Raw genomic sequence first — 26,191 nt, 5'->3', positions numbered from 1 at the left:
ATGTTAAAAAAACTCCTGCTCTTCCTTTGTGATCGCGAACCGAAGGTTCGATGCCCCTTAGTGATCTTTGTGTGAATTTCTTTGGAAAAAATCTAACCCCGTCAATCCACCTGATCCCAAGCCGGCAGATAATCATCATCATCATCTGAAGTATCAGGAATCACAACCGGATCATTTCTTCTGTCATTCTGGTTTCTGGGTGGAGGATTCTGCAATTCGGGGAATAAATCTAACTGCAATCTAGGCCTGGGGATCGCATCAAGGAAAGAAGTGTCTACATCGCCAAGCTCGTTAAGCCGCGTAGAAGTAGTGGAAGGGAGTCTTCCTTGCGCGGTGGCTCCGCTTCCGTGCACGTCACAGTAACGGCCTGGAACAGTGCCGGCAAGAAAGGGAAGATAAATCGTTTGGGGGCATGATTCCTTAGCTAAAAGCCCCGATGCCCTGCATACGGCGGCATCCGAAACTCCCGACGGGCGCGTAAAACTTTTTTGCGGAAGCCCGTTGTGAATATCGCGCATATAGTTGCCCCAAAGAGGGGATGTTAGCATTTCGCCGGTTTGCGAAATCCCCAATGAATTGCCGGGTTTGTCAAAACCGTACCACATTGCCGTTGTATAATAAGGAGTGTATCCGACTACCCACGCGTCTGACCAGTTTTGCGTAGTTCCCGATTTTCCGGCAAGAGGCATCCTGAATGTTTTACCTTCGCTATCCTTGTAAGTCAGTTTCGATCCTGAACCGGTTCCATAAGCGAGAGTGCCTCCGGTAACTACAAACTCCATTAATCTGGTCATAATAAACGCGTTTTGCGGACTGACAATCTGACCGTTATTCGCTAACCGCCGCTGTCTTTGACGGACATCTCTTTCAATATCAAATACAATTCTGCCGTTACGATCTTCTACCGTGCGAATCGCGATTGGAGTGACATTACGCCCTTGATTTGCGAAAACCGCAAATGCCCTTGCCATCTGTAACGGCGAAACAGAAATTATTCCCAATCCCATTGGATAATAACGCGGAAAAATACGCCGTATTTGAGCCGGGTCAGTAATATCCAACAACGCGGCGGATCTGCTGATGGCTGCGTCAAAGCCGATTGTTTCCAGTACTTTTAACGCGGGAATATTAAGCGATAAAGCAAGCGCGGTGTAAAGCAGCAAGGGCCCTCTCCATGCTCCGCCGTAATTGTTTGGAACATAGAAAGTGCCGTCCTCGTTATGAAACGCCATCGGCGCGTCATAAATTAAAGTTGCCGCCGTAAATTGTTTGCTGTCTATAGCGGCTGAATAATACAATGGTTTATAAGAAGAACCCGGAGTAACGCTTGCCTGCGTCGCGCGAATAAGCTGATTTGATTCGTCGTATTTTGATCCGCCAATTGCCGTAATAAACCCCGTGTCGTTTTCTAAAGTAATAAGCGCGCCTTCTACAACATTTTCTTCTATATTTATTCTAAGTTTCTCAAAACCTGAAACGGTCATTTCTTTCAAATCAGGAATATCAAAAAGCAAAGCGGCCATATCAACTACAGGATTAACAGTCCGCGTGTAACGCGACATTGCCCTACTTTCATTTTGCCCGGCAGTACCTATGCGAATGTCTACAAGATTAAAGGTAAGCGTTAGCAGATCTACAATAGGCAGGTAAACCCGTTCCGCCTGAACATTGCTTCTTCTGTTTAACGCCTTGTATTCGATATTTGCCTTTTCAAGACCTTCAGCTAAATAAACATCCGCGGCTTTCTGATGATTAAGATTTAAAGTCGTATGCACAACATAACCGTCGCGGAAATAATCTCTTGTGCCGTACATCATCACGTCAAGTTCTCTGCGAACATACTCGCTGAACCACGGAGCCTTGTCCTCGCGGGTAAGATACGCGGACAGGGCGGGTCTTGTATAATCAAACTTATCCCAAAACGCGTTGAAGGAGGCTTCCGCTTCGTATTTATCGGCATATCCAAATTGAATCATGCGCTCAAGAACAAAGTGCTGTCTGTCTCGCGCAAGATTCGGATTTCTTAACGGATCAAAACGGCCCGGGCCTGAGAGCAGTACGGCTAAGACTGCGGATTCCGCAAGGTCAACATCGCGCGCGCTGTGATTGAAAAAATATTTGCTTGCGGTTTCTACTCCGTAAGTGCCAGGCCCCATCGGCATATAATTAAGATAAATCTCTAAAATTTCATTTTTCGTGTAACGCCTTTCCATCTGGAAGGCCCACCACAATTCCCTGATTTTCCTTTTTATAGTGCGTTCATTCCTGTCGCAATACAACGTGCCGGCTACCTGCTGTGTAATCGTAGAACCGCCGCCCCAGCTTTTTTTAAGCAGTTGCCCTATTACGGCGCGCATAATACCGCGAATACTAAAACCATGATGACTGTAAAAATCAGGGTCTTCGCGGGATATAACCGCGTGAATAAGATGACGCGGCAGTTCGCTTAAAGCGACCATTTCGCGCTTTTCATCGGAGGCAAATTCGGTGATTAAGTTATCGTTAATATCAAGAAGTTTAGTCGGAAGCGCGGGAGCCAATTCAACATAATTTTCCTGATTTTTTGTATTTGCCGTCATCGCAAGGGACAGACCAAGACCAATACCTATTATAACTATAATTAAAATAGTAAAAAAGGCGATTAATTTTACGACAAGGGAGGAAAAAAAAGAACCTCCGGATTTTCCCATATATATAGAATATAAAAATCGCGGTATTCAGTCAAGTAGGAAGTCTTTGCCGAGGTTACCCCAATTACGCGGGATTAATGGCTAAATCACGCCTTAATTTTTTTAGCTCAAATATAATTAATATCCCAGTAATAATAAATGAAAAGCCGTCGGCGACAGGAGCGGCGGCAACCACGCCCCAAAGCCCCCATATTTTTCCAAAGATGAGTATGCATGGAATGAGGGCGATACACTGTCTGAGCATGGAAAGAAAGATCGATATTTTCGGGCGGCCTGTGACTACAAACATATTTGTTGAAACAATTTGAAAACCGGCGACAGGCAGTAACAGCAGCATTATCCTCATCGCCCGAGGCGCGAACCGCATTAGCGCGTCGCTTCCGTCCGGCACAAATACCCTAACCAGATGAGGCGCGAAAAACTGAGCCACGGCAAACCCAAAAACGCAAATTATTGAGGCTGCCCCTATCGCGCCCAAATATGCGCGTAACACGCGTCGGAATAATTTTGCCCCGTAATTATAACCCAGTATCGGTTGCGACCCCTGATTAATCCCAAAGACGGGCATGAGTATCAACATCATAATGGAGCCGTTAATATTCATTCCCGAAAGAACGACGGCGTCTCCATTTGCCACTCCAAGAGCGGCGGCGCCGTACCAGCCCACGCTTTTGTTGTACAAAAATTGCACCGCTGACATCATAAACTGAAGCAGAAACTGAGCGGAACCAAAAGCCATGATCGCCTGAACAACGGAAAAATCAAATTTGAAAGCGCGAGGGTTAAGCCTTACCACCGCCTTTTTGCTTGTGATAAAAATAAAAATAAAAACAAACGAGGCAAACTGGGAAATGATAGTCGCCCAAGCCGCCCCTTTTACTCCCCATTTAAACGCAAAAATAAAAATAGGATCGAGTATTGTATTGAGAACCGCTCCCAAGATCATGGAAAGCATTGAAATTGTAGGAAAGCCCTGCGCCCTTGTACAATGAGACATCCCGAAGCTAACCGTAAAAAAAACCATACCGTAAAGAATTATGCGAAAATAATCTTTTGCGTAACTGATAGCCTCGCTGCCCTCCGCTCCCATCATTAATATAAGCGGATCAAGGAAACAAAGCCCGACAATCATCATTACAACAGAAATGCCTATTAATAGGAAAAAACAGTGATCCAACGCGTTTTCCGCGTCCTGCCGCCGTCCCTGCCCAAGACGCATTGAGATCATGTTTGCGGCGCCAATGCCAAAGAGCATGGAAAAAGCCATACCGATAGTCATAAGCGGCAGTACAAGAGAAAGCCCTCCAAGGGCGATTTCGTTCACGCCCTGGCCGACAAAAATGCGGTCAACCACGTTGTAGAGCGCGTTTACCAACATTCCGGTTATCGCAGGGACAGAGAATCGCAGTAATAGTTTTCCGATAGGTTCGGTGCCTAACCGGCTTGCGGCGTCTTGGTTTTCAGGCATGTATATTTAATAGCAGAAATAAAGGATTTAAACAAGCCTACTAAGAGAAATCTAAAACTGAATTTTTTAGATGTTCCCTTAAGGACGATTCACCATTCCTGTAAATAAAACTTGACTGCCGCCGTCATAGGTGTATTCGTATAATATAAAAACAAATGGCCTGTCACAGATCATCTCAAACGGTTGGTTAGGATGAGGACCACCAGCTGCGCCATCGCCTACCATTACCGTTACTGCGGCGGCAGTAGTGCCTTTTTCATCGACTTTAATTACGGCTCTTTGTATCGCATCCGATAACCACACTGGTATATCTTCTTCGATTAGCCCCCCGGTAAGAGGAGCGGATTCTTTTTCAAACAGGGGAACGCCCAGCGCTTTAAGAGCTTCTTTTAAACCTTTAATGTCGTTTTGTATGGAAAAGCGCGGTAACAGCAGCTTGCCTTTGGCTAAATCAGAATCTCGTTGTATTTCATTAAAATACTCATTGGTCATGACAGAGGAAAGAAATTCTTTAGCACTGCCCGACTTTGGAAGCACAATATACATTCCTCCGCCATGCTTAAAGCCAAGCAGAATAGCCTGTACTTTTTCATCTTCATAATAATATTGATCTTCGCCATCGCGTAACATATACCAAGCCATTATATCCCCAGCCGGCGCGTGAAAAACTTTCTCCTTTGTTTCATTACGGTCAAATTCCCAAGCCCACCGGTCTGAAAAATAAATAGCGTTTGCAATGGCGGCAACAGTTAACGGATCAAATTCCTGTACCAGATTGGTAATCAATCCATTTGTGTTTTTACTTGCCCAGTTGTTTACCGCGTCTACCGCGTCACGGGAAGAGAAATCAACATTGATGGAACTGCCCCTGTAACAATCCATAAAAGTTTGCGCGAACTCCTTGCGGAGCGTTACATTGTTTCCCACAAAAATAGCGTTGGTAATTTTGAGGGGATTATAGTATTCATCTTGGTATTCCTTGTCCCGTAACTTTGTTAAATCATACAACATCCGGGAAGACGCTTTATTCATATCATCATGGCTAATTCCCGCCGCGCCAAGGGCAGATAAAAGAGCGTCTTTATGTTGAGCGTCGGTGGCATTGACAAGAGCCGCCAGAGGCATCCATACCGAATAAGGAGAACAGACAAAATTTTCATCCCCGGCATTTTGCGCCAGAGCCGCACTCAAACGGAAAGCAAAATCATTAGCTCCACGCGCAGCGGTTCTGAGCGTCTGATTATCTTCGCCGTATTCCGGCGCTAAGAGCGCTTTTGCGGTAACTTTTACAATACTAAAAGAACTGTTATTATCTTCTAATAACCCACAAGAATATGTCAGAAAAAAGATTGTGATAAAAAGAATAAAACATGATTTATTTCTCATCTTATTTCTCCTTAGTATAGTAATATACAACATATTACTTGTTTTGACAAGTTTTTTTATGATGATGCCGCATGAATTATACGATGCGGCGGCCTTACTATTTTTTTATTTATTATCATTCAATAATTCATTTACTTTTATATCAAATGAAATATCAAAACAATCATTAACCCAATTCATCATACTGATAGTATAATCTTCATCATCATTTCTTTCAGGCAGTTTGATTTTCTTTTCACGTACTGATTTAGCAATATCAGACAGATCTTTGGAAGAAATAAATTTTCCGTCTTTGAAAGTAAGTTGAATTACAATCTCGTAACTGAATGGAGATTGAAACCCCATGTGAACATATCTTTCTCTTATAAAATTTCTTGTAATTAATATTGAACCGGTATATGGTATAAATAAATTAACATTTTTATATGTAAAATCTACCAGAGTATTTTTATAACAATCAGCTAAAACTTTTTGTGTTGCTCTTTCAGGAGATTTATTATTAATCAATGGAATGTCATTTCCTTTTCCATTATTTGTATATAATTTTTTTAGGACCAAATTTCCCCTATTTATTGCATATGTCGCAACAAAACCGCGCCAACAGGCCGTTGAGGATGCAATTGGTTTAATGCCTAATGAATATATATCCAAAAAATTATCCGGAAATTCAATGGCTGAAACGCTATATTCTATTCTTTTAAATAGAAATTTATCATTAATCTGGCTTGTTTTTTGTTCCTCCTAATAGTAAGTATTATACTTTATATCATATCCTAAAATGTGGTACAAGTACCTTTTTCCGGGCTTTTTTTATTGAAAATATGTATTTGGGGGATAATAAAACCGTGCAGAGGGGATGCAAGCCCCAACAGGGCGGAGTACCCATGCTTTATGTTATGCGACATTTGAGTCGTATTTTAATAATTTATATTTTTAATAATGTATTATTGGAAATTTTCATTTCTATCGCTTCAAACATAATTTCCAAATCAACGCTTTTTTCAGCATTTAATCCTAAACATTCCGCAATCCCGACAGAATTAGTACTTAGTCTTTCTTTTAAATTTAAATACTTATCATTTTCACCTTCCAATGAATATGAATGAAATTGCAAACTATCCCCCAATAAAGATGGATTATTGATATTCTTAAAATTAAATTCTTTTTTCATGTATTCAAAAAAACTATCCTGAATTATGAGAACTAAATGTTTTTGTAAATACTCAAAAGTACTTATTTTATGATGTAATTGCACTAATATTGTTTTAGCTGTCATTTTCCAATTCATACCATAAGTTTTATCGCTTTCTATATTTTCGACAACAATACCCAAATCAAATAAAAAATTCTGCCTTTCTGGCCATACAGTTCCAGTCGTATCTAATGTTTGAAATTCAATACCAACAAAATCCTTCACTTTGTTATTCCTAACCGATGCAATTACATAATCGACACTTCCCCCTGGAACAGATAATTCAGGAACTATATGTATGTCATTTCCTGGCTGATGTAATTGTAACAAATGCACGCAATCAAGAAACACTTTTCTATTTTGTAATAATCGATTTGGACATATAATTATCGGTTTATTATCCGTACTATACAACACACTACATGTTCCAATAGAAATTTCAGGTTGGCTTTTTCTGACCTTATAACAACGTTTATTGACAAAAGGACATAATTGTTTGTCTATGATGTTTTTCCAATCTAAATCTTTATTACTTGTGTTGTTTCCAAATAATTCTACTATTTTATACATTTACTGCATCCTTAAACAGAAATGGTTCACAAAATCTTTGATTGGCAATTTCAATGTATTCCTGCGAAATATCTATGCCAATAGATTTTCTTCCAAATGAATATGCAACCGCAACACTTGTTCCCGTTCCGACAAACGGATCTAACATTACGCCATTAGGCGGACAGGTTGATAAAATTGGAATTTTACACAAATCATCAGGGAAAGGCGCAAAATGATTATTTCTATTTTGTGTGTCTTCAGGCAAAATATCCCAAACATCTCTGGGTTTGCTTCCATTCGGATGATATTTTAAAAAATAATATCCCTTCTCGGACAATTCTTTAGCTCGTCCTGAAACGTTTATGTTATTTGAATGTGTAACTCGCTGCTGCCCGCGAATAATCATTCTAAAATCGGATATTTTCCCGTTCTTTACATCATTTAATACAGTTTCAAGATCATCGTAAGCATACTTTTTTTCAACATCAGTCAACGAAGTAGACATTTCTATTTGGCGTTTATATCTTATTCCAGATACGCCAGTCGCTGAAATTACAGTACCATTTTTAACAAATGTCTTATGAGGTTTTGCGCGAATGGCGTCTACATTATAATAATATTTATTTGTTTTAACAAAATGAAAAAGCGGCTCATGAACATTTCCCAATTTATCTTTTGAATTGTCCATTCCTCCTTTAACTTTATTCCATACAACTTCATTCCTTAAAACCCATCCTTGTTCATCCATCATTTTAATGGCAATTCTCCAGGGAACCCCAACAAGGGATTTGTTTTTATATGTATCACCAATATTTAGCCAGAATGAACCTTCTTGTTTAAGAATTCGTTTAATCTCATATATTATTTGTAACAAATTATCTATAAAACTAATATAATTTTTCTCTAAACCTATCCCACCATTTGTATATTCTCTTTTTCCCCAGTAAGGTGGACTTGTTATAACCATATCGATAGAATTCTGTGGTATTTTCCTTAAAATTTGCAGAGAATCCCCACATAATAACAAAGGGCGTATATTTTTTTGCAGCAAATAATCATTAATTGTCATATTTTAGGATTATATACTAAGTCTATAATATTTTCAATAGGCTATTTTGGGGAAATATTTACCACCAAGTTTAAGCGTAAATGTTGCATAACGTTCCGGCTGTAACTGCCTAGCCGCCTTCTGGCGGCGTACAGCTACAGTCCTGTTATGCGACATTTGCACATTTTTCACAAAATGGATGACTAGTCTTTAAAAATTAATGAACCTGTTCCGTCAGTTCTGGTTAATTTCAAGGTTTTACCGCTATTTGACAACACTCCATTATATACTCCGTTCAAACTGTCATCGCCCATAATATTACCATTTATTGTAACTTCAAGTTCAAACACACCAGCATCGTTTTTTTGAATTTTCCATGTCCCGCTAAACCCCGGATCTAATGTTCCGAAACACTCACCTTCGTGTTCGCCTTCACCTAGAATAAGAACATGAAAAACAATACTAGTCCATGCCCCATCGCCTAATGGATACCGCCACCCCCCTTGTTTTTCTATGTGGTAAGGAGTAATGGAATTTAGTGCTTGATTTTCTGTTTCTTCTTCATCTCCACAAGCCACCATTGAAAACCCGATTACCACTACAAAGGCGATAATCCCGAATGCTTTTGTAAAGTTTTTCATACAAAGCTCCTTTTTTGTTACCCTGCTTTATTCCGATAACAATTAAAATATAAAAAAACCGTAACACGGCTATTTGCCATACTTAAATTTTATCGTAAAAAACTAATTCGTATATATGCCGAAAGGCATATTTTGCAAAAAAAGGCTAAAAACATATATGCCGAATGGTATATTTTTTATTTTTTCCTTTGAAAAAAAATTGCGTAAATGTTGCATAACGTTATATATGCACAATAAAATACCATAACCGAACCGTCATACAAGTCAAAACTTGACACCCTTAAAACTGCAACAACCGCCTTAATAACGTCTGCCACTGTTTTCTTATTAAATTTTACCGCATATCCTAATTTATTGCAAGACTATTAGTCTGTATATATAAAGACTTATAGTCTATTTCACTATTTTCATACAAATACGACAATTTTTTTACTGTTGGAGGGATAACCATGACCGATGTCCGTATTCTTTTGGCAAAAAACATGAAGCGTTGCCGGGAGATATTGGGGATTTCTCAGATGAAATTAGCGGAAAAAGTCGGCTGTTCACCTACCTTGATAGGAAAAATAGAAATTATGAAGCGGTTTCCTTCTGCGGATACACTCAATCTGATAGCAAAAGCCCTTAAAATAGAACCAGCGGACTTGTTTTCAAAAACCGATGAATCAAACACTTTAAAAACAATGAAATCGCAGCATGAGCAAAAAAATGCTCTTAAAAAGAAAATTCTCAAAGCCATTGATGAAACATTGTAATCATGATTAAGCCTACCTCACCATAACCGCCCAAATACGCAATTCCTGCGCCGACCAATGAACGATTAATAAGCGAAGGCTGTCATAACCGCTTAAATCATTATCAATAACCGCTTCTGAAAAAACAGATTTAATAATACTTTCCGCTTTTAAATACTCATCGGGCAAATCTAAAATCAGGCGCGATAATGACGCTCCGTCATTTTCTTTTACATATTTATTTACGGCATTTTGAAAATTCTCAGCGTAGGATTTTACCACAGATATTTTTTCGTCTAACGCTTTCTTTTTACTAAGAGCGGTTTTGACAAATTCAAGCGCTTCTTCCGCTTCGTCCGCCGCCAGAGTCGCGGCAAGCGAATTATCCGCCGCAAACTTGGCTAAGATTTTGTAAAACTTTTTTTGAGTGTCAATTATTGCGGCGATCGCGAGAATAATCTCATCCCTTAAATACGGCGGCGGATTTTTTTCGCGCAAAAGACCCAATAACACATGAACAGATTCAACATTGTGATATATGCCAAGAGCTTCCGCTCCCATGATTTTTAGCCGAGGGTTATCCGAGCTTAAAATTAATTTTTCTATTTCAGGACGAAAATCTTCATCTTTCATTCTTGCAAGCGCGATTATCGCTTCTCCCGCGAGCATATAATCCCCTGATTTGGTAATTTCACGTAACATAGGAATGGCGTCGGTACAATTATGTTTTCCTAAAATACGCGCGGAAATATAAGCGGTGGTGTAAGGATTATTTACAGCGTCATCAACTAACGCTTTCTCCGCTTTCTTGCTCAGTTTCTGAAGCATCTCAAGCGCCCTTATCGCCTCCGTGCGCGTAGCCATTTTTGGCGAACATGCCCGCTCCAGTATCCCGTCAATCGCGAGGTGGGAAGGGGTATTGTGCAATTCGCCAAGAAGCATTTTCTCTTGTGATGAATCTTCCGCTTTATTTAGTTTGCCTAACAAACTTATCGCGCGAAGATCCCTGACGGAGAAAATAACTTCCAGCGCGTTTGACAGCGGAAGGGAGCCTAAAGGTTTCATTTTCTTTTGCAAGGAGAGGGCAAGTATCGTTAAACCTATCAATATAATAAAAAGTATTTTAAAAGCCAAAAAATGAGAAAGCCCGATAAAACGGAAAAAATCAAGGAAAAGCCCGGCTAAAAAAGAGCCGCTCGCGCCGGCAATGCCTAAAATAAAAAAGTATAAGATTCCCATGTCAAGAGTTTTTTCGGGCGGAACCAATCCAAAAAAGTAAGTCTGCGCGATTCCTTCGGAGCCAAGAAAGCCGAAGTTCAGCATGAAAAATAAAAACGCTAAAAAAAGAATAGAACCTGCTACGTTAGCAATAGCCGTTTGTGGAATAAAAACAACGGGGATTAAACTTATAAGCCCTAAAATCACGCAAACCAGGAAAAGCGGTTTTGCGCCAACGCGATCTACCAAAAATTTAACAATTAAGCCGACCATAAGATAGCCAAGCCCGCCAAAGACTGAGTACAGGGAAATTAAGCCGTCGTTATGCCCAAAAACTTCGCGGGCGTAAACAATGACAAATGTTCGCGTAACGCCTGACACAAGAATAACTAAAAAGAAAATTATTAAAAAAATCCGCAAATGATCATTGGAAAAAGCGTCTTTAAAAATATCGGCAAGCTTAGTTTTCTGTTTTTCTGTTTTAAACGGTGATGCTAAGTTATTGTCTGTTTCCTGTTGAATGGGAGGCTCAGGTACTTTTCTGATAACATACCCGCTTATTACCCCTGTGATTACTCCGATAACCAATAAAATAGAAAACACAAAAATTGGCGGCTCCATTCCAAGCACCATCGCTATCAGGAAACTCCCGAACATTCCAATCGCGCTATTGATGATCTGAATCTGCGTCATATAACTGCCGCGATCCGGGCCGCTTGCCAATAAACTTAAAACAGGATTATTTCCAATCATCCCTACGCCGCGGAAAAGATGAAATAAAAACACGCCCAATATAATTAAAAGAAGGGCGATATTTCTGTGACCTGCGTAATCTACAAAAGGAGCGGCAGCCGCCAGCATCATACAGATTGATCGCATTATCCATGTAAAGCTAAAAATCCCGATTATTGAAAACCTCTTTGCAAGTAATTTGCCAAGCGGAAGCAGAAATAACGCGATGTAAAAAGCGGCGCTCATAAGCCCGATATAGGTTGAGGAAGCGTCCAGCCTGAGGGCAAATAAAGTTATAATAATTCCTACCAACAGATTCCATGAAACGGCGTTTAAAACATTGAAAAAATTGTAAACGTCTCGCGCCTTATTCAAGCGGTAGGGTGATAATTGCGTTGTCATATTCAAACTTTATCAATCTAAAAAGCAAAATACAAGTAAGCGGAAACATATGTAAAGTTTTTTTTATGTTTTCATATTGTAATTTTATTGAATCTGTGGTATAGAATAAATATGATAAAAGAAGCGATTATAATGGCTGCAAAGAGAGAGGATCTTTCTTATGAATGCGCCGAAACAGTTATGAATGAAATTATGGAAGGGAAAGCCAGCGAAATACAGATGGCGGCTTACCTTGCGGCAATGTCCGTGAAAGGCGAGACTATTGATGAAATTACCGCATCCGCCGCGGGGATGCGTAAGCACTGCGTCAGGATATTACACGACATGGACGTGCTGGAAATTGTCGGCACAGGCGGGGATCATTCCAATTCCTTCAATATATCTACTACTTCCGCGCTTGTTATTTCCGCGGCGGGGTTTCCTGTCGCAAAACACGGCAACCGCGCGGCGACAAGTAAAACAGGAGCGGCGGACGTTCTTGAAGCGCTCGGCGTCGATATAAAAATCCCCCCTGAACAAAGTTTGAATCTTTTAAAAACCATCAATCTTTGTTTTCTCTTTGCGCAGAACTACCACATTTCAATGAAATATGTAGCCCCCGTCAGGCGCGAACTTGGCATTCGCACAATTTTTAATATGCTTGGCCCTCTGGTAAATCCAGCAGGCGCGAACATGGAATTGTTAGGCGTGTACGAGAATGATTTGGTTGAACCGATGGCGAAAGTTTTATGCAATCTTGGAGTAAAAAGAGGGATGGTTGTTTACGGCCAGGATGGGTTAGACGAAATCTCTCTTAGCGCTCCAACTACAGTCTGCGAATTACGTGACGGGTTTATTAAAAGTTATGAGATTAAACCCGAACAATTTGGATTTGAACGCTGTAAAAAAGAAGATATGTTAGGCGGAACTCCGGAGGAAAACGCGCAAATAACAAGAAGTATTTTAGCGGGAGAAAAAGGCCCCAGACGAAACGCAGTGCTTCTTAATTCCGCTGCCGCGATTCATATCGCTAAGCCTGAAATAGGCATAAAGGAAGCCGTTGCCATCGCGGCAGAGGCAATCGATTCAGGCAAGGCAAGCGAACAACTTAAAACATTTATTTCTATGTCGCAGAAGAAAACAGCTTAGGAGGCTCCCCTCTTGAAAAGCCCCCCCGCTATCTTAGGCAAAATCGCTTCAAGCACGCTTGTCCGCGTGGAAAAAGCAAAAAATGCCCTCCCTTTTGAACAGGCGCGGGATAAAGCAATTAAGTTAGCTGAAACTGAACACGCTGATAAAAATCGCCTGCCCTTTGAAAGCGCTATTGCCGCTGGCGGGCTGTCATTTATCTGTGAGGTAAAAAAAGCGTCGCCCTCAAAAGGCGTAATCGCGGAAAATTTTCCCTGGTTGGAAATCGCGAAGGAGTACGAAGAAGGCGGCGCTTCGTCGATTTCCGTGTTGACAGAGCCTGAGTTTTTTTTGGGAAGCGATAATTATTTACGCGAAATTTCCGCCACTGTGAAAATTCCGACGCTCAGAAAAGATTTTATTATTGACAAGTACCAAATTTACGAAGCAAAATTATTGGGAGCGAAAGCGATACTTTTAATCTGCGCCCTGTTGGAACAACAAACATTAGCTGATTTTATTGCCGCCGCAAGAGAACTTGCTTTGGACTGCCTTGTAGAAATCCACAGCGAAGAAGAAGCGCGGGAAGCTCTTACTTCGGGAGCGCGTATCATCGGCATTAACAACCGAGATCTTACCACGTTTAGTGTTGATACGGGACTGACATCACGCTTAAAAAAACAACTTCCTTCAGGGATACTGACTGTAGCGGAGAGCGGCATAAAAACAGCGGATGATATCCGCGAATTAAAAAAAACCGGCGTGGACGCTGTTTTAATTGGCGAAAGTTTGATGAGAGCGGCGGATAGAAAAGCGTTTTTAAAAGAATTGGTATCTACTTGATGGAAAAACAATAAATATTTTACCACGAATCGGCACGAACAAAAAAGTTTTATTTGGGTAGCTACGCGCTACATTAGTTAAATATTTATTGACAATAGTAAATTTAAGATATAAAATAATATTAATTTGGAGGAATATATGAAAAAAATACTGTTGTTTCTAATTATGTTCTGTATAGGCTATAGTCTCTTTGCTTTTGATTCTTCATTAATCGGAAGTTGGGGTCTCATTAGTGGCAGTGAAAAACACGAATTCATAAGATTTAATCGTAATGAATTCATTTTATTAGATACATTGTATCGGCAAGGTAATTATCAAGAAATGAATGATACAATTTATTTTGAAAAAGATGGTGATTCAGCAATTTTACAATATTTTCTATTGTCCGCTAATAAATTACTGTTTATTATATGGAATGTTGATGATACAAAGGAGTCTATAACTTTGATTTTAACAAGATTATAGAAATTGATGTATAATAATTATATAAAGAGTAAAATTAATTTCTATTTATGCATTATGTGCTTATTTGCCGCAATTTCTTTATCGAATTGCGTAAAAACGCACCAAAATGATTTTTCCCAGTACAATTTTTCATTAAAAGATACGTTATCTATATTTCTTTTAAATAATGAAAGAGGCTATTATTTTTGCATACCTGTTCAATATACCGGTAATTATCAGATTGCAAGATTTGAATTTGATAAAGGTAATATATTAATTGGCGATTATGATATTCTATTGAAAAGAGATGAAATAAATATTTCAGTATATTTAAACGAGACAGCGGATGAAGATGGAAATCCACTCGAAGAATTTAAATTAATTTATCTTAAAGAAAATGGCAAAGTATCAGTTTCAAAAATTGCCGAGCCGTTAGCGGTGAAAAATGAATTTGATTTTATGATGAATTATTACTATATTTTTATTGAAAAATATCTTTCAGATAATGATATGAAAAATATAATTAATGAATATAAAAAGAAAAACGTTAATTCCAATATGTCTATTTGGTACGACCTTACTATTGACAATGAAGAGCAAAATGGAAGCGGGCTGTTAGATGATTTTGAACTCTATAACGGACTTGCCCTAGATCCCGCATGGTTTCCTCAAAATCTGAATTTTTTTAAGTCTAAATATATGCTAAAATAAAGTAAGGAGATAATTTTATGAAAACAAAGTATTTTGGGGTATGTGTTTTAGTATTAATTGCCGTATTTGTATCTGGTTGTGATAAAGAGAATAATCGGCAAAACCAAAGCACAATCTCTGTTTTTGGAACAGGCACTGTATCAGTCCAGCCGGATGTAATTCAAATGAGCATTACTTTAAGTAAGGTCGCGCAAACGACTAAGGCGGCTCAGGAAGAAGTGACTAGAATGGTCAGGCAGGCGATGAAAGTGCTAAAAGACGCGAACATTGAAGATAAAAATATAAATACCGCATCGCTGGAATTTAACTCGGAATATGAATATACAAGCAGACGTATTCTTGTCGGACAGAGAGCCAGGCAAAGTATAACTTTTTCTATTGAAAATATAACTGATGACAGCGAAAAAGCGTCATGGATAATTGATCAGCTTATTCAAATAAACGGGATAGAATTAAATCAGGTAAATTACAGCATAAAAAACACAACCGAATATTATGTTAAATCCCGCGAGCTTGCGTATAAAAAAGCCGTTGAAAAGGCCAATCAGTACGCGGAACTGTCGAATCTTAAAATAATTAAAGTATTAAGCATATCGGATCAGGGGACGCAGCAAGTTTCACCGACAAGCAACGCGTTTCGCAGACAATTAGCTGATGAGGCGTTGCAAGCTGAAGCGGATACTTCAACAGTATTACCGATAGGTGAATTGGAAATCACGACTAATATATCAGTAGTATTTTTATTAAAATAAAACATGGACTTATTGCGTGTAAATATGCTACATTATAGCCATGCGTATTAAAATATGCGGATTGTTCCGCGATGAAGACATTGATTATATAAATGAGTCCCGTGCGGATTTTGCCGGTTTTGTATTTGCCAATAGTCCAAGGCAGGTCTCCGCTCCTCTTGCCCAATATCTGCGTTTCCGTCTTGCTGACGAGATTACTCCCGTCGGCGTGTTTGTAAACGCGCCTATCGCATTTATTACTGAACTTTACCATAACGGCATTATTTCCATTGCTCAGCTTCACGGCAATGAAGATGAAAGCTATATCACGCAGTTAAAAAAGTTAAGCAAAACAAACATCAGGCAAACTGTTATTCCGCCGATTAAAGTGATAAAAACAGTAATCTTCGGCAGTACATCGCTTAATTCGCAGTTAAAAGCCCTGTCAAATTTAGTGGATTATTTTTTAATTGATTCAGGCGCCGGTTCCGGCAAGACATTCGATTGGAAACAGCTTAGCTCAGTTAAATTCCCAAAACCCTGGTTTTTAGCAGGCGGCATCAACATAGAAAATATTGAACAGGCAATGGCGCTTAAACCGTTTGCTATTGACGTTTCAAGCGGAGTGGAAACAGACGGTTTAAAAGATCGGAAAAAAATATTAGAATTAACTGAAATCTTAAGACAAGGATAACTTTATGAAAGACGCAAAAATATTCTCCGGTAGATTTGGCGATTACGGCGGACAGTACATACCCGAAACATTGATGAACGAGATCATCAATCTTGAAAAAGCCTACAACCATTACAAAGATGATCCCACGTTCAAAGCTGAACTGGATGCGCTTTTAAAAAATTATGCGGGGCGCCCTTCTCTCCTCTACTACGCTGAAAAAATGACCCGCGATCTTGGCGGAGCCAAAATTTATCTGAAGCGCGAGGACTTGAACCACACCGGCTCCCACAAGATCAACAATGTGCTTGGGCAGACGTTACTTGCAAAAAAAATGGGCAAAACAAGAATTATTGCCGAAACAGGAGCGGGCCAGCACGGCGTTGCTGCGGCGACTGCTGCGGCTCTCTTGGGAATGGAGTGCGAAATCTTCATGGGCAAGGAAGATACCGAGCGTCAGGCGCTTAACGTCTACCGCATGGAGTTGTTAGGCGCAAGAGTTCATCCTGTAACATCGGGAACAATGACGCTCAAGGACGCTGTTAATGAAACTATGCGCGAATGGGTAAGCAGAGTCCATGACACGCATTATGTGCTTGGCTCGGTGATGGGGCCTCATCCCTTTCCCATGATTGTACGCGATTTTCAAGCAGTGATCAGCAAGGAGGCAAGGGAACAGATACTTGCCGCGGAGGGGAAACTTCCCGCTGCCGTGCTTGCCTGTGTCGGGGGCGGCAGTAACGCTATGGGTATTTTTTACAATTTCATAAATGATTCGGGAGTGAAGCTGATCGGCTGTGAAGCGGCAGGTTCCGGTATCAACACTGAAAAACACGCAGCTTCAATCGCAAAGGGGACGGTCGGTATTTTTCATGGAATGAAATCCTATTTTTGCCAAAACGAAGAAGGGCAAATCGCTCCCGTGTACTCAATATCGGCGGGGTTGGATTATCCCGGCATCGGGCCTGAACACGCTTGGCTGCACGACACCAAACGCGCGCAGTACGCGCCAGTCACCGATGAAGAAGCCGTCTGCGCCTTTGAATATCTTTCCCGCACGGAGGGAATTATCTGCGCGATAGAAAGCGCCCACGCCGTAGCCCACGCCCAAAAAATAGCGCGTAACTTTTCCGCCGATGAAAGCATGATCATCTGCCTTTCAGGCCGCGGCGACAAGGATGTGGCTGCAATTGCCCGTTACAGGGGGAGAGAATTACATGAGTAATATACAAAACGCTTTTAAAAACGGCAAGGCGTTTATCGGCTTTGTTACGGGCGGAGACCCTAATATTGAAAGCTCAAAAGAGTTTATTATGCAGATGATAAAAGCCGGCGCGGACATAGTAGAAATAGGTATCCCTTTTTCTGATCCAATCGCGGAAGGGCCGGTCATTCAAGAAGCGAATAATCGCGCCCTTGCCGCCGGAACAACCGTGGAAAAATTATTTACCCTTGTCGCGGAATTGCGAAAAGAGACAAGCGTCCCTCTTTTGTTCATGACATACGTCAACCCTGTTTTTCATTACGGACTGACCACTGGCAAACCTAATGGTTATTCAGGCTACGACGCTTTTTTTAAACGCTGCAATGATGTCGGCTTAGACGGCATCATCATTCCCGACCTGCCGTTTGAAGAACAGCCGCCTGTAAAAGAAGCGGCGAACAAACACGGTATCGATCTTGTCTCGCTAATCGCTCCAACTTCACAAGAGCGAATAAAAGAAATAGCGAAGTCCGCTTCCGGTTTTATCTACCTTGTTTCTTCGATGGGCGTAACGGGAATGCGAAGCGAAATAACCACAGACCTTGCCTCAATTACCGCAGCGATTAAATCTGTAACATCAACGCCCATCGCAATCGGGTTTGGCATTCACACCCCAGAGCAGGCGGCGCAAATGGCGCGTATTGCCGATGGAGTAATTGTAGGAAGCGCACTTGTAAAATTGTCGGCGCAGTACGGAACAGAAGCGGCGCCGCACATTTACAGTTATGTGAAAGAAATGAAAGAGGCTGTTATCAACTTTTAATACATTGGAAGGTTTTCTATCAATATGGTTATAAATCTTGAACAAAATGATTTACAAAAAGACATTGAAATATCAATTAAATACCCTGTAAAGAGCAAGATTGTAGAGCGTATTGTCTCATTTTTAAAATCGGTTGACACTCAAATAGAATGTTATTCAGATGACATTGTAAAACTTGTAAATGTTTCTGATATTTTTTACATTGAAAGCGTTGACGGCAAAACTATCGTCTGCTGTGAGAAAGAAAAATATCTTGTTAAAAGCCGCCTGTATCAGATATACGAAAAATTAAAAGATAACGGTTTTATACAAATCAGTAAATATTGCGTTTTAAATATTAACAAGCTGGACAAATTCAGGCCATTGGACAATAATCGTCTTGAAGCGGTATTGTCTAATGGAGTTTATTTATGTATTACCAGAAAATATATTTCCGGTATAAAACAGATATTACAGGAGATGAATAAATGAAAGGAATAAAAGATATAATAAATTATATTATGTTTGTTACCGGCTCCGCTTTAGTTATACTGGCGGTATTTTCGATGTTGTTTAACGTTGAAATTCATTTTGTTCCCGTTGTTTTTGAAATTTTTGCCGCAAATATTGTTATTATTCTGGGTCTTTTCCTGCGATGGAAATTTGAAATCCGTAATATAATTTTTGAATATTTGATTGATATCAGCTATATAATCGCCGTTCTTATCGTATTTGGCCTTCTTTTTGATTGGTATTCCGCAATATCGGTGTGGCTTCTTGTTGTAATGGCGGTGATAATCTATATATTTGCAATGATAATCTCAGTTACCAAGATAAAAAATGACGCGAAAGAATTAAACAAATTACTGCAAAAACATCAGGAAAAGCAGTCTGATAATGCATCTTAGCGTCAAATTTACGCATCTTACTTAACTTTCTGTTATTTTTAAAAAGCAATTTTCTATAATTTCAACATGGAGAACAATATGTTGAGAAAATTGCTTTTATTATGCGTTTTAATTTTAGTTGTTGAAAGTTTATTTGCGGAAAATATTCATACAACTATAGAGATTAACGGAGTAATCGTGAATGGCGGTTTGGTATATGTCGCCGTATACTCAAATAAAAATGATTATAAAAACGAAAAGGCTTTTGCCAATTTTATCTTACAGCCAAATATAACTACCTTAACGCATTCTTTAGATTTGCCGGACGGTGAGTATGTAGTTTCTGTTTTTCAGGATAAAAACGGCGATGAAAAACTCAATACCATTTTATTTGGCATACCGTTAGAGCCTGTCGGTAAAACTAATTATAATCTAAGGGGAGCGCCGGGCGGTTTTAATACATTGAAAGTGCCGATAAATAACAATTCGACAAAACTAATTGTCAACATAGGAAAAGTAAAAGCGTTGGGGGTAATATGAAAAAATATATAGAGTGTATTTTCCCATTTCTAATTGGTACTGTTTTGTCCGTTTCAATGGGTTTAACGATATGGGTTGGATTTTTCTTTGTTTTTATCCCAGTGGGATTAAGCATGTCAATTGGCATTTTCCTCAGTATTCGATTAAATAATTCAGACTTGGGAAGAAAAATCAGCCTTTCTATGATTTCGCTGGTTTTTCTGGTTTTTCTGGGAGTAATGCAGAGAGAAAATATGCAGATCGAAGAAACTGTAATTTATCTGGCATATTTTATAACCACGGGAATTTTTACCCGCGTCTTAATTCATTATTCGATAGCAAAAGTTTTTGGTCCGCTTATTTGGGGCAGAGGTTTTTGCGGCTGGGCTTGTTATACAGCAGCGTTACTCGAATGGCTGCCGATAAAAGAAAACAAACCCGTACCCAAAAAATATACTTACATAAGGATACCTGTTTTAATTATTTCATTATTAATACCTTTTATACTAATTCAAAGCGGGTATGACTATTACGCGAAACATATAGATTCCTCTATCACTTCTTTCATAGAACACCGCAAGTTCGATCAATTTATCTGGTTTCTTGTCGGGTATATATCGTATTACATAATAGGAATAATATTGGCATTTGTATTTAAGAAAAAACGCGCCTTTTGTAAAATATTTTGCCCTGTTTCACTTATTATGAAACTGCCAACGCGCATTTCATTAGTTAAATTAAATCCAACAGGAAACAAATGCATAAAATGCGGGAAATGCAACGAGGTATGTCCGATGGACGTAGATGTAAGAAAATATATTGAAAACGGACAAAAAATTTTATCAACTGAATGTATTTTATGCGGAAATTGCAAAAATATATGTCCGGTTAAGGCTATAAAGTAAACGCTTGTTGTAACGAGGCCGCTGGCAGTAGCATACATCATTGTAATGGTATATAATTTATTACTATGGAACAAGTTAAAGAATTATATACGATGATTAAAGAAGCCAAACACCTTGTCGCCCTGACAGGCGCGGGCGTCAGCACGCTTTCCGGCATTCGAGACTTTCGCGGCAAGAACGGCCTTTACAACGATATGGACGCGGAAAAAATTTATGACATCAGCTATTTTGAAAAAGACCCTTCGTTTTACTACAAAATGTCGGGTTCTTTCATTTACAATCTTGATGAAAAAGAAGCGTCCATTGTACACATCGTGCTTGGAGAACTTGAAAAGCGCGGTTATCTAAAAGCGTTGATTACGCAAAATATCGATCTTTTGCATCAAAAGGGCGGAAGCAAGAATGTGATAGAGATTCACGGCTCGCCTTCAATTCATTATTGTATGCGATGCTCTGGCGTAAGGGTGAGTTATGAAGAAGTAGCGGCTATTGTCCACAAGGGAGAATTGCCCAAGTGCCCAAAGTGCGGAAGGGTATTAAAACCGGCGATTACTTTTTTTGGGGAGAGTCTTCCTGCTGACGCGTTAAGAAAAGCGACGGCGGAATCGCAAAAAGCGGATTTGATGCTTGTGCTGGGAACAAGTTTGACTGTCTTCCCTGCCGCCGGTATGCCCCAATACACTTTGCGGTGCGGTGGTGAAATTGTCATTGTAAATAACATGCCCACTTCACTGGACGGCAGGGCGTTACTCCATTTTGATGATCTTGGCTCGGTCTTCGAGGAATTGCAAACTTGCCTAAACTCTGAGAATTAAGCCCCGCTTAATTTATCCAATGCCCTCTGCACCCGCTCAACAGATTTTTCCGCTCCTAAAATACGAAGCGATCCAAAAAGCGGCGGACTTACGCGGCTGCCCGTAATCGCGACACGCAATGGCATCATAAGGTCTCCAAGTTTTATTTCCCTTTTTTCCGCCTCCGCTTTTATAAACTCCTCCGTCTTTTCATCGTTTGGCATTTCAGCTAACTCGCACGCAAGCTCCTTGCCTATCTGCAAAATCTCAACCGTCTTCGCAAGATCGCTCTTTTTAGGAATAAACTCTTGCGCCGCCGGAATTTCCGGCTCTTTAAACAAATAGGCTATTTTTTCATGTACTTCGCTAAGGAAGACAAGCCTCTCTTTTACAAGCGGCATTGCGGCGGTAAAAATTTTCCTCTGCTTCTCCGATGGCTCATAACGCTGTGTTGGCGTTTCGTTTCTTTCGTTCTCTACGCCGCCAAACAATCCCGCGTCTATCGCAAAGGGAAGACAAAGAGAGGCAAGCTCTTCATCGCTCATCATTCTGATGTACTGCCCGTTGTACCATTCAAGTTTTTTATAATCAAATACCGCCGGAGCTTTATTTAGTTTATCAAGACTGAAACGCTGGGCGAGTTCTTCGGGGGTGTAAATCTCTTTTCCTTCTTCGTAGGAAGCGCCTAACAGCGCGATGTAATTTATCAGCGCGCTAGGAAGATACCCCTGCTTGCGGAATTCATCAATGCTTGTCGCGCCGTGGCGTTTGGAAAGTTTTTTGCCGTCTTGCCCCATCACCATTGGAAGGTGGCAAAACTCAGGATGCTGCCAACCGAAGGCGCGGTACATAATCACATGCAGAGGCGTGGAGGCAAGCCACTCCTGAGCGCGAAGAACATGGGTCACTTCCATTAAATGATCGTCTACCACATTCGCAAGGTGGTAAGTCGGGAAGCCGTCAGATTTTAACAGCACTGGATCGGGGTTAATATCGTCGTTCTTCCATTCAATGTCTCCAAGCAGATGATCATGAAAGCGTGTCGTCTCTCCAAGCGGGATTTTTAATCTGACGGTGCAGGGTTCTCCTGCGGCGGCTCTTTTCGCGGCCTCCACTGGAGCAATGTTCCGACAAAGCCGGTCATAGCCGCTTTCTGAGGAATGGGCGGCTTCCCTTTCCTGCCGCACTTTGTCAATTCTTTCCGCCGAACAAAAGCAGTAATACGCCTGCCCTTTATCAAGAAGCTCCTGCGCGTATTTTTTATAGTGAGCGGTTCGCTCTGACTGTATATAAGGACTGAATGGGCCGCCGCAATCGGGGCCTTCATCCCATTTTATTCCAAGCCAGTTAAAAGTGTCGTAAAGGTTTTTCACATAACTTTCGTCATAGCGGGTTCTGTCGGTATCCTCAAGGCGCAGGATAAATTTTCCGCCGCCTGAACGGGCAAAGAGGTAATTAAAAAGCGCAGTCCTTATCCCGCCAATGTGTTGAAGCCCCGTGGGGGAAGGCGCATATCGGTCTCGTATACTCATTGATTTTATTATAGCAAATAAGTGAAGGTCTGTCATTATAACGGCAGTGATCGTTTCAGCGGTAAATAGGCAGTGACAGGCATTGTTTTCTGCTTTTTGCTGTCTTCCTATAAATCTTGTTAAATCACCTTTATTTGTTACTCTGCCTTATTTAGCCATAGCTATTAAGGATGGGTCACTTTCTATAGTAAGACAATAGTTTTCCTGATATGAATATACATCTAATAAAAAAAATAAATGTGATATAACAAACAATAATTTTGGCTGAAAATTTTCTGAATCATCATTAAGGCTTTCTTTTTGAATATCTTCAATGAGCATAATAAAATTTGTTATATAATTTTTTGATTTGCTCTTTTTACATTTTGGTAATTTGAACATCCTGCTAAAAATCTTTTTATCCAATTCGGAATTGTTAGGATCAGATACATTAAATAAATCAATAACATATTGCACGCTAAATATAAGAGCCAATTGTATATTTATTGTTCTTTCAAGGAATTTATTAGCATCTGGTTTTTTGCCAATTGGACTAGCTTTTAAGATTGCGCAGAAAAATGCCGCTGCGACTTTATGTCGATCCATTCTAATATATTCTTTTTCTTCTTCGTTGCATTGTTCTATCCGTTTGTGTATTAAGCTTTTATATTGTTCATAATATTCAAAAATATGTTTAAATCTATCTTCATCATTATATAGCTTGTTACTAAGTTCACAAAGTCTCTTTATATCTATTAATAACTTTTTTCGAAAACGCTCCTTAGTTTCTTCCTTCATAGCTGTACTTCCTCAGTAGATAGATTTATTTTTTGAATCAGTCAAAAACAACGTAATCCAGAATATCGTAATCTTTTTTATCAAAATCTAAATCGTCAATACTATCTTCATCGTTCATGTGAGACATTTTTTTTTCATACTCTTTATCTGTTAAATTTGGAGATGCTTCAAGTTTTTTTCTTGCATTAATTAATACAATATCTTCCATCATCTTTTCCCCTTAATCTTCATCTTTAAATATATACAAATTTACCACTGTTTTCCAGTCCCAAAAGCCTCCTTTTTACGGGCTTATAGACTCGCAAAGCAAGAGGCGAAAAAAACCGCAGGAAATTTAAAACCTTGTTATTATTTTATTACCTCTAAAATATTTTGTCTAGTCTAAAAATGAGATTTTTTTATTTGAAAAGGGCATAATCATCCTATAACAGGACATATTTTCCCAGTCTGGAAGTAATAATCTCCCTCATTGTTATTTTTGGAAAATATTCAAAATATATTCAATAAACCTCTATATCAAAAATTTTAATCGTTGAGGCTCCCATACCTAGATCATGATTACGCTGAAAAATAAAATTCTCTATTGTGTTCTTATTGAATGTTACCTGTTTGGCCCATTCAGGCTGTTTAAGGGCTGAATAAGGTATGTCTATTACCGAAACTTTGTTTTTTATCGTATCGAATCGATATTGGTAGCGTTGATAATCAGTCTTTATTTCTTCTGTGGTTACCGCCAAAACCCACGGTTTGCCGTCTCCGTATACTTTAAACCGTATTCCTTGCGCTGTTCTCGCCCTTTCCGCATTGCTTACAACGTCTCCAGTGTCTTTCGCCCACGCTTCAAGAAAACCATTCTCTGTTGTCAGATAACGGATAAGCTCTTTGGCGGCATTTGGATTTTTTGTTTTCGCGCTTGCGACAAGCCATGTTCCGCCCCAACTGTAAGGAACAGGCCATTGAATCATAGCCCAATCGCCGGAAGTGCCGGGCGCGTTGGTTTTCAGGACAAAATGCAAACCCCATGTTGGAAGAAAATACCCGAATGTTTCCACGGGATTCCCCTTATTATCTTTAAGCTCGCCCCTCATTCCCGCAAACCATTCATTCGACCATTGGCCTACGCCGCCGTCTAATCCGTTAGCATGAATATTTTTGATAAAATCCATACCCTTTTCTATGGCGGGATCGACATATAATTTTCCGCTTACAATCCACGGTTGGGAGCGCATGCTGAGAAACGGGTTAACAAGATCGCCTATGCTGGATATAACCACGCATTTCCCGCCTGACTTTTCTTTAAGAATCTTTGCCGTTTCTCGGTATAAAGAACAGGGTCCAACTTTTTTTGAAATTCTTCCGTTGGTATTATTGTCTGCTCAACTTGTACTGTGTGATGAGAAGGCGTGAAGTATTTATTGACCATCGTAGTCAGTAACATCTAAAACTTTACAAATATTACATCCAGAAGATTTCACACAAAGAACACAAAGAAAGAGAAGGACACAAAGAGAAATCAGAGGTTTTTGTCCGTTATCTTATCGTGAAATTTCAAGATCAGCTTTGAAACAACGATCTAAAATACCCATTTGTGATCTTTGTCCCTTATTTTTTAGATAATTTTATTTTACTCTTACAACAGTTCCTGAAAAATAATAAGTAGTTTCAGGATAAAAGATATAACCGACTATTTTTTTCTTGTCATTAAGCAAATTCGATATATTTATACGATACGAATTTGAGCCATTTCTTACTGAACGAACATCCATTTCATTTATATCAATATCTGGAAAATCTTTTGCGGCTTTTGCAAGTATAATAAAAGCGACTGGATTTGCTGAAAATGAATTCTCGTGAAGATCAGAAGGATAATTCAAACGATAATTAACCCATAGATTGTATTTACTAATATTCGTTGTATCACTCATTGTCACGGTTTTAGTACGAACATAGCTATCTTCATAAGTTTTTAAAACTGTTTCACCTTCTAACGGTGGCTTAGTAAACATTGCCAAGCCTCCGTTATTTACCAAAAAGTCTCTTCTTTCTAACGCTTTTTTTTCTTCGGTGGTCACACAAGACTGCAACAAAATAATAAATATCACTACAACGCAAATTGTAATAATAGGTGGCACTTGTATTTTTTTTACAGAAAACATTTTCATATAATATTCCTTAATATTATAGTATAACTTATAAAAA

At 39.6% G+C, this 26,191-nt stretch carries 28 protein-coding genes; 14 read left to right on the top strand and 14 right to left on the bottom strand.

Going from position 1 to position 26,191, the window contains the following annotated elements; genetic code table 11:
• Positions 1 to 101 precede the first annotated feature (101 nt).
• The 8 genes from ACYVRA_RS14525 to ACYVRA_RS14490 form a co-directional block, all read right to left on the bottom strand.
• Entirely contained in the window at positions 102 to 2,690 is a 2,589-nt protein-coding gene (locus tag ACYVRA_RS14525; RefSeq protein WP_461253444.1) for a penicillin-binding protein 1A, read from the bottom strand.
• Positions 2,691 to 2,754: 64 nt separating this feature from the next.
• Positions 2,755 to 4,158, bottom strand: coding sequence for an MATE family efflux transporter (locus ACYVRA_RS14520; protein WP_461253443.1), 1,404 nt, complete (start codon positions 4,156 to 4,158; stop codon positions 2,755 to 2,757).
• A gap of 78 nt (positions 4,159 to 4,236) precedes the next feature.
• On the bottom strand, positions 4,237 to 5,544 hold the full coding sequence (locus ACYVRA_RS14515; RefSeq protein ID WP_461253442.1) for a serpin family protein: 1,308 nt from the start codon (positions 5,542 to 5,544) through the stop codon (positions 4,237 to 4,239).
• Positions 5,545 to 5,649: 105 nt separating this feature from the next.
• Positions 5,650 to 6,195, bottom strand: a complete 546-nt coding sequence (locus ACYVRA_RS14510) for a hypothetical protein (protein WP_461253441.1) — start codon at positions 6,193 to 6,195, stop codon at positions 5,650 to 5,652.
• Positions 6,196 to 6,469: 274 nt separating this feature from the next.
• Positions 6,470 to 7,306, bottom strand: coding sequence for a NotI family restriction endonuclease (locus ACYVRA_RS14505; RefSeq protein ID WP_461253440.1), 837 nt, complete (start codon positions 7,304 to 7,306; stop codon positions 6,470 to 6,472).
• A complete protein-coding gene (locus tag ACYVRA_RS14500) occupies positions 7,299 to 8,357 on the bottom strand; it encodes a DNA-methyltransferase (RefSeq protein ID WP_461253439.1) in 1,059 nt (352 codons plus the stop codon). Before ACYVRA_RS14500 ends, ACYVRA_RS14505 begins: the two co-directional genes overlap by 8 nt.
• Positions 8,358 to 8,390: 33 nt before the next feature.
• Positions 8,391 to 8,513 (bottom strand): hypothetical protein, encoded by a 123-nt coding sequence (locus ACYVRA_RS14495; protein ID WP_461253438.1) that lies wholly within the window; start codon positions 8,511 to 8,513, stop codon positions 8,391 to 8,393.
• Between the two features lie 26 nt (positions 8,514 to 8,539).
• Positions 8,540 to 8,977: a hypothetical protein gene (locus tag ACYVRA_RS14490; RefSeq protein WP_461253437.1), complete on the bottom strand. Its 438-nt coding sequence runs from the start codon at positions 8,975 to 8,977 to the stop codon at positions 8,540 to 8,542.
• 470 nt (positions 8,978 to 9,447) lie between these two features.
• On the opposite strand from ACYVRA_RS14490, the gene ACYVRA_RS14485 reads away from it, so the two are divergent.
• Complete coding sequence (locus tag ACYVRA_RS14485; protein ID WP_461253436.1) at positions 9,448 to 9,732, top strand: helix-turn-helix domain-containing protein; 285 nt, start codon at positions 9,448 to 9,450, stop codon at positions 9,730 to 9,732.
• A gap of 12 nt (positions 9,733 to 9,744) precedes the next feature.
• Here ACYVRA_RS14485 and ACYVRA_RS14480 read toward each other — a convergent pair whose 3' ends face one another.
• Positions 9,745 to 12,063: an MFS transporter gene (locus ACYVRA_RS14480; RefSeq protein ID WP_461253435.1), complete on the bottom strand. Its 2,319-nt coding sequence runs from the start codon at positions 12,061 to 12,063 to the stop codon at positions 9,745 to 9,747.
• 111 nt (positions 12,064 to 12,174) lie between these two features.
• Here ACYVRA_RS14480 and trpD point away from each other — a divergent pair, with 111 nt between their 5' ends.
• The 13 genes from trpD to ACYVRA_RS14415 all read left to right on the top strand — a co-directional run bounded on the left by trpD (position 12,175) and on the right by ACYVRA_RS14415 (position 21,704).
• A complete protein-coding gene (trpD, locus tag ACYVRA_RS14475; RefSeq protein ID WP_461253434.1) occupies positions 12,175 to 13,191 on the top strand; it encodes an anthranilate phosphoribosyltransferase in 1,017 nt (338 codons plus the stop codon).
• Between the two features lie 12 nt (positions 13,192 to 13,203).
• Positions 13,204 to 14,013: an indole-3-glycerol phosphate synthase TrpC gene (trpC, locus tag ACYVRA_RS14470; protein WP_461253433.1), complete on the top strand. Its 810-nt coding sequence runs from the start codon at positions 13,204 to 13,206 to the stop codon at positions 14,011 to 14,013.
• A 138-nt stretch (positions 14,014 to 14,151) separates the two neighbouring features.
• On the top strand, positions 14,152 to 14,478 hold the full coding sequence (locus tag ACYVRA_RS14465; RefSeq protein ID WP_461253432.1) for a hypothetical protein: 327 nt from the start codon (positions 14,152 to 14,154) through the stop codon (positions 14,476 to 14,478).
• A 54-nt stretch (positions 14,479 to 14,532) separates the two neighbouring features.
• The gene (locus tag ACYVRA_RS14460) at positions 14,533 to 15,168 is read left to right on the top strand and encodes a hypothetical protein (RefSeq protein WP_461253431.1); all 636 of its coding nucleotides are present in this window, start codon (positions 14,533 to 14,535) and stop codon (positions 15,166 to 15,168) included.
• Positions 15,169 to 15,185: 17 nt separating this feature from the next.
• On the top strand, positions 15,186 to 15,920 hold the full coding sequence (locus tag ACYVRA_RS14455; RefSeq protein WP_461253430.1) for an SIMPL domain-containing protein: 735 nt from the start codon (positions 15,186 to 15,188) through the stop codon (positions 15,918 to 15,920).
• A gap of 40 nt (positions 15,921 to 15,960) precedes the next feature.
• Positions 15,961 to 16,593, top strand: coding sequence for a phosphoribosylanthranilate isomerase (locus ACYVRA_RS14450; protein ID WP_461253429.1), 633 nt, complete (start codon positions 15,961 to 15,963; stop codon positions 16,591 to 16,593).
• A 4-nt stretch (positions 16,594 to 16,597) separates the two neighbouring features.
• The gene (gene trpB, locus ACYVRA_RS14445) at positions 16,598 to 17,797 is read left to right on the top strand and encodes a tryptophan synthase subunit beta (protein WP_461253428.1); all 1,200 of its coding nucleotides are present in this window, start codon (positions 16,598 to 16,600) and stop codon (positions 17,795 to 17,797) included.
• Positions 17,790 to 18,599: a tryptophan synthase subunit alpha gene (gene trpA, locus ACYVRA_RS14440; RefSeq protein WP_461253427.1), complete on the top strand. Its 810-nt coding sequence runs from the start codon at positions 17,790 to 17,792 to the stop codon at positions 18,597 to 18,599. The genes trpB and trpA overlap by 8 nt, the downstream gene beginning before the upstream one ends.
• Before the next feature lie 24 nt (positions 18,600 to 18,623).
• Positions 18,624 to 19,070 carry a LytTR family DNA-binding domain-containing protein gene (locus tag ACYVRA_RS14435; RefSeq protein ID WP_461253426.1) on the top strand — a complete coding sequence of 149 codons (447 nt, stop codon included), beginning with the start codon at positions 18,624 to 18,626 and terminating at the stop codon, positions 19,068 to 19,070.
• Positions 19,067 to 19,486 carry a hypothetical protein gene (locus tag ACYVRA_RS14430; protein ID WP_461253425.1) on the top strand — a complete coding sequence of 140 codons (420 nt, stop codon included), beginning with the start codon at positions 19,067 to 19,069 and terminating at the stop codon, positions 19,484 to 19,486. The genes ACYVRA_RS14435 and ACYVRA_RS14430 overlap by 4 nt, the downstream gene beginning before the upstream one ends.
• Positions 19,487 to 19,564: 78 nt before the next feature.
• Complete coding sequence (locus ACYVRA_RS14425; RefSeq protein ID WP_461253424.1) at positions 19,565 to 20,005, top strand: DUF2141 domain-containing protein; 441 nt, start codon at positions 19,565 to 19,567, stop codon at positions 20,003 to 20,005.
• The gene (locus tag ACYVRA_RS14420) at positions 20,002 to 20,889 is read left to right on the top strand and encodes a 4Fe-4S binding protein (protein ID WP_461253423.1); all 888 of its coding nucleotides are present in this window, start codon (positions 20,002 to 20,004) and stop codon (positions 20,887 to 20,889) included. The genes ACYVRA_RS14425 and ACYVRA_RS14420 overlap by 4 nt, the downstream gene beginning before the upstream one ends.
• 65 nt (positions 20,890 to 20,954) lie before the next feature.
• Positions 20,955 to 21,704, top strand: a complete 750-nt coding sequence (locus ACYVRA_RS14415) for an SIR2 family NAD-dependent protein deacylase (protein WP_461253422.1) — start codon at positions 20,955 to 20,957, stop codon at positions 21,702 to 21,704.
• Here ACYVRA_RS14415 and gltX read toward each other — a convergent pair.
• The 5 genes from gltX to ACYVRA_RS14390 all read right to left on the bottom strand — a co-directional run bounded on the left by gltX (position 21,701) and on the right by ACYVRA_RS14390 (position 26,154).
• Complete coding sequence (gene gltX, locus ACYVRA_RS14410; RefSeq protein WP_461253421.1) at positions 21,701 to 23,215, bottom strand: glutamate--tRNA ligase; 1,515 nt, start codon at positions 23,213 to 23,215, stop codon at positions 21,701 to 21,703. The two genes, ACYVRA_RS14415 and gltX, sit on opposite strands and share 4 nt — an antisense overlap.
• Positions 23,216 to 23,362: 147 nt before the next feature.
• On the bottom strand, positions 23,363 to 23,992 hold the full coding sequence (locus tag ACYVRA_RS14405) for a hypothetical protein (protein ID WP_461253420.1): 630 nt from the start codon (positions 23,990 to 23,992) through the stop codon (positions 23,363 to 23,365).
• A gap of 37 nt (positions 23,993 to 24,029) precedes the next feature.
• Positions 24,030 to 24,203, bottom strand: coding sequence for a hypothetical protein (locus ACYVRA_RS14400; RefSeq protein ID WP_461253419.1), 174 nt, complete (start codon positions 24,201 to 24,203; stop codon positions 24,030 to 24,032).
• Between the two features lie 289 nt (positions 24,204 to 24,492).
• A complete protein-coding gene (locus tag ACYVRA_RS14395) occupies positions 24,493 to 25,266 on the bottom strand; it encodes a CIA30 family protein (protein WP_461253418.1) in 774 nt (257 codons plus the stop codon).
• Between the two features lie 345 nt (positions 25,267 to 25,611).
• Positions 25,612 to 26,154, bottom strand: coding sequence for a hypothetical protein (locus ACYVRA_RS14390; protein ID WP_461253417.1), 543 nt, complete (start codon positions 26,152 to 26,154; stop codon positions 25,612 to 25,614).
• Between the last annotated feature and the right edge of the window lie 37 nt (positions 26,155 to 26,191).

Source organism: Treponema sp. R8-4-B8, from assembly GCF_054786175.1.
Note: the sequence above shows the minus strand (reverse complement) of the source record. Positions and strands in the feature narration are given on the sequence as shown.

Bases quoted from the DNA above. Each gene is read 5' to 3' on its own strand.
- ACYVRA_RS14525 (WP_461253444.1), bottom strand. From the start codon at position 2,690: ATGGGAAAATCCGGAGGTTCTTTTTTTTCCTCCCTTGTCGTAAAATTA.
- ACYVRA_RS14520 (WP_461253443.1), bottom strand. From the start codon at position 4,158: ATGCCTGAAAACCAAGACGCCGCAAGCCGGTTAGGCACCGAACCTATC.
- ACYVRA_RS14515 (WP_461253442.1), bottom strand. From the start codon at position 5,544: ATGAGAAATAAATCATGTTTTATTCTTTTTATCACAATCTTTTTTCTG.
- ACYVRA_RS14505 (WP_461253440.1), bottom strand. From the start codon at position 7,306: ATGTATAAAATAGTAGAATTATTTGGAAACAACACAAGTAATAAAGAT.
- ACYVRA_RS14500 (WP_461253439.1), bottom strand. From the start codon at position 8,357: ATGACAATTAATGATTATTTGCTGCAAAAAAATATACGCCCTTTGTTA.
- ACYVRA_RS14495 (WP_461253438.1), bottom strand. From the start codon at position 8,513: ATGTCGCATAACAGGACTGTAGCTGTACGCCGCCAGAAGGCGGCTAGG.
- ACYVRA_RS14490 (WP_461253437.1), bottom strand. From the start codon at position 8,977: ATGAAAAACTTTACAAAAGCATTCGGGATTATCGCCTTTGTAGTGGTA.
- ACYVRA_RS14480 (WP_461253435.1), bottom strand. From the start codon at position 12,063: ATGACAACGCAATTATCACCCTACCGCTTGAATAAGGCGCGAGACGTT.
- trpD (WP_461253434.1), top strand. From the start codon at position 12,175: ATGATAAAAGAAGCGATTATAATGGCTGCAAAGAGAGAGGATCTTTCT.
- ACYVRA_RS14465 (WP_461253432.1), top strand. From the start codon at position 14,152: ATGAAAAAAATACTGTTGTTTCTAATTATGTTCTGTATAGGCTATAGT.
- ACYVRA_RS14460 (WP_461253431.1), top strand. From the start codon at position 14,533: ATGTGCTTATTTGCCGCAATTTCTTTATCGAATTGCGTAAAAACGCAC.
- ACYVRA_RS14455 (WP_461253430.1), top strand. From the start codon at position 15,186: ATGAAAACAAAGTATTTTGGGGTATGTGTTTTAGTATTAATTGCCGTA.
- ACYVRA_RS14450 (WP_461253429.1), top strand. From the start codon at position 15,961: ATGCGTATTAAAATATGCGGATTGTTCCGCGATGAAGACATTGATTAT.
- trpB (WP_461253428.1), top strand. From the start codon at position 16,598: ATGAAAGACGCAAAAATATTCTCCGGTAGATTTGGCGATTACGGCGGA.
- trpA (WP_461253427.1), top strand. From the start codon at position 17,790: ATGAGTAATATACAAAACGCTTTTAAAAACGGCAAGGCGTTTATCGGC.
- ACYVRA_RS14435 (WP_461253426.1), top strand. From the start codon at position 18,624: ATGGTTATAAATCTTGAACAAAATGATTTACAAAAAGACATTGAAATA.
- ACYVRA_RS14430 (WP_461253425.1), top strand. From the start codon at position 19,067: ATGAAAGGAATAAAAGATATAATAAATTATATTATGTTTGTTACCGGC.
- ACYVRA_RS14425 (WP_461253424.1), top strand. From the start codon at position 19,565: ATGTTGAGAAAATTGCTTTTATTATGCGTTTTAATTTTAGTTGTTGAA.
- ACYVRA_RS14420 (WP_461253423.1), top strand. From the start codon at position 20,002: ATGAAAAAATATATAGAGTGTATTTTCCCATTTCTAATTGGTACTGTT.
- ACYVRA_RS14415 (WP_461253422.1), top strand. From the start codon at position 20,955: ATGGAACAAGTTAAAGAATTATATACGATGATTAAAGAAGCCAAACAC.
- gltX (WP_461253421.1), bottom strand. From the start codon at position 23,215: ATGAGTATACGAGACCGATATGCGCCTTCCCCCACGGGGCTTCAACAC.
- ACYVRA_RS14405 (WP_461253420.1), bottom strand. From the start codon at position 23,992: ATGAAGGAAGAAACTAAGGAGCGTTTTCGAAAAAAGTTATTAATAGAT.
- ACYVRA_RS14400 (WP_461253419.1), bottom strand. From the start codon at position 24,203: ATGATGGAAGATATTGTATTAATTAATGCAAGAAAAAAACTTGAAGCA.
- ACYVRA_RS14390 (WP_461253417.1), bottom strand. From the start codon at position 26,154: ATGAAAATGTTTTCTGTAAAAAAAATACAAGTGCCACCTATTATTACA.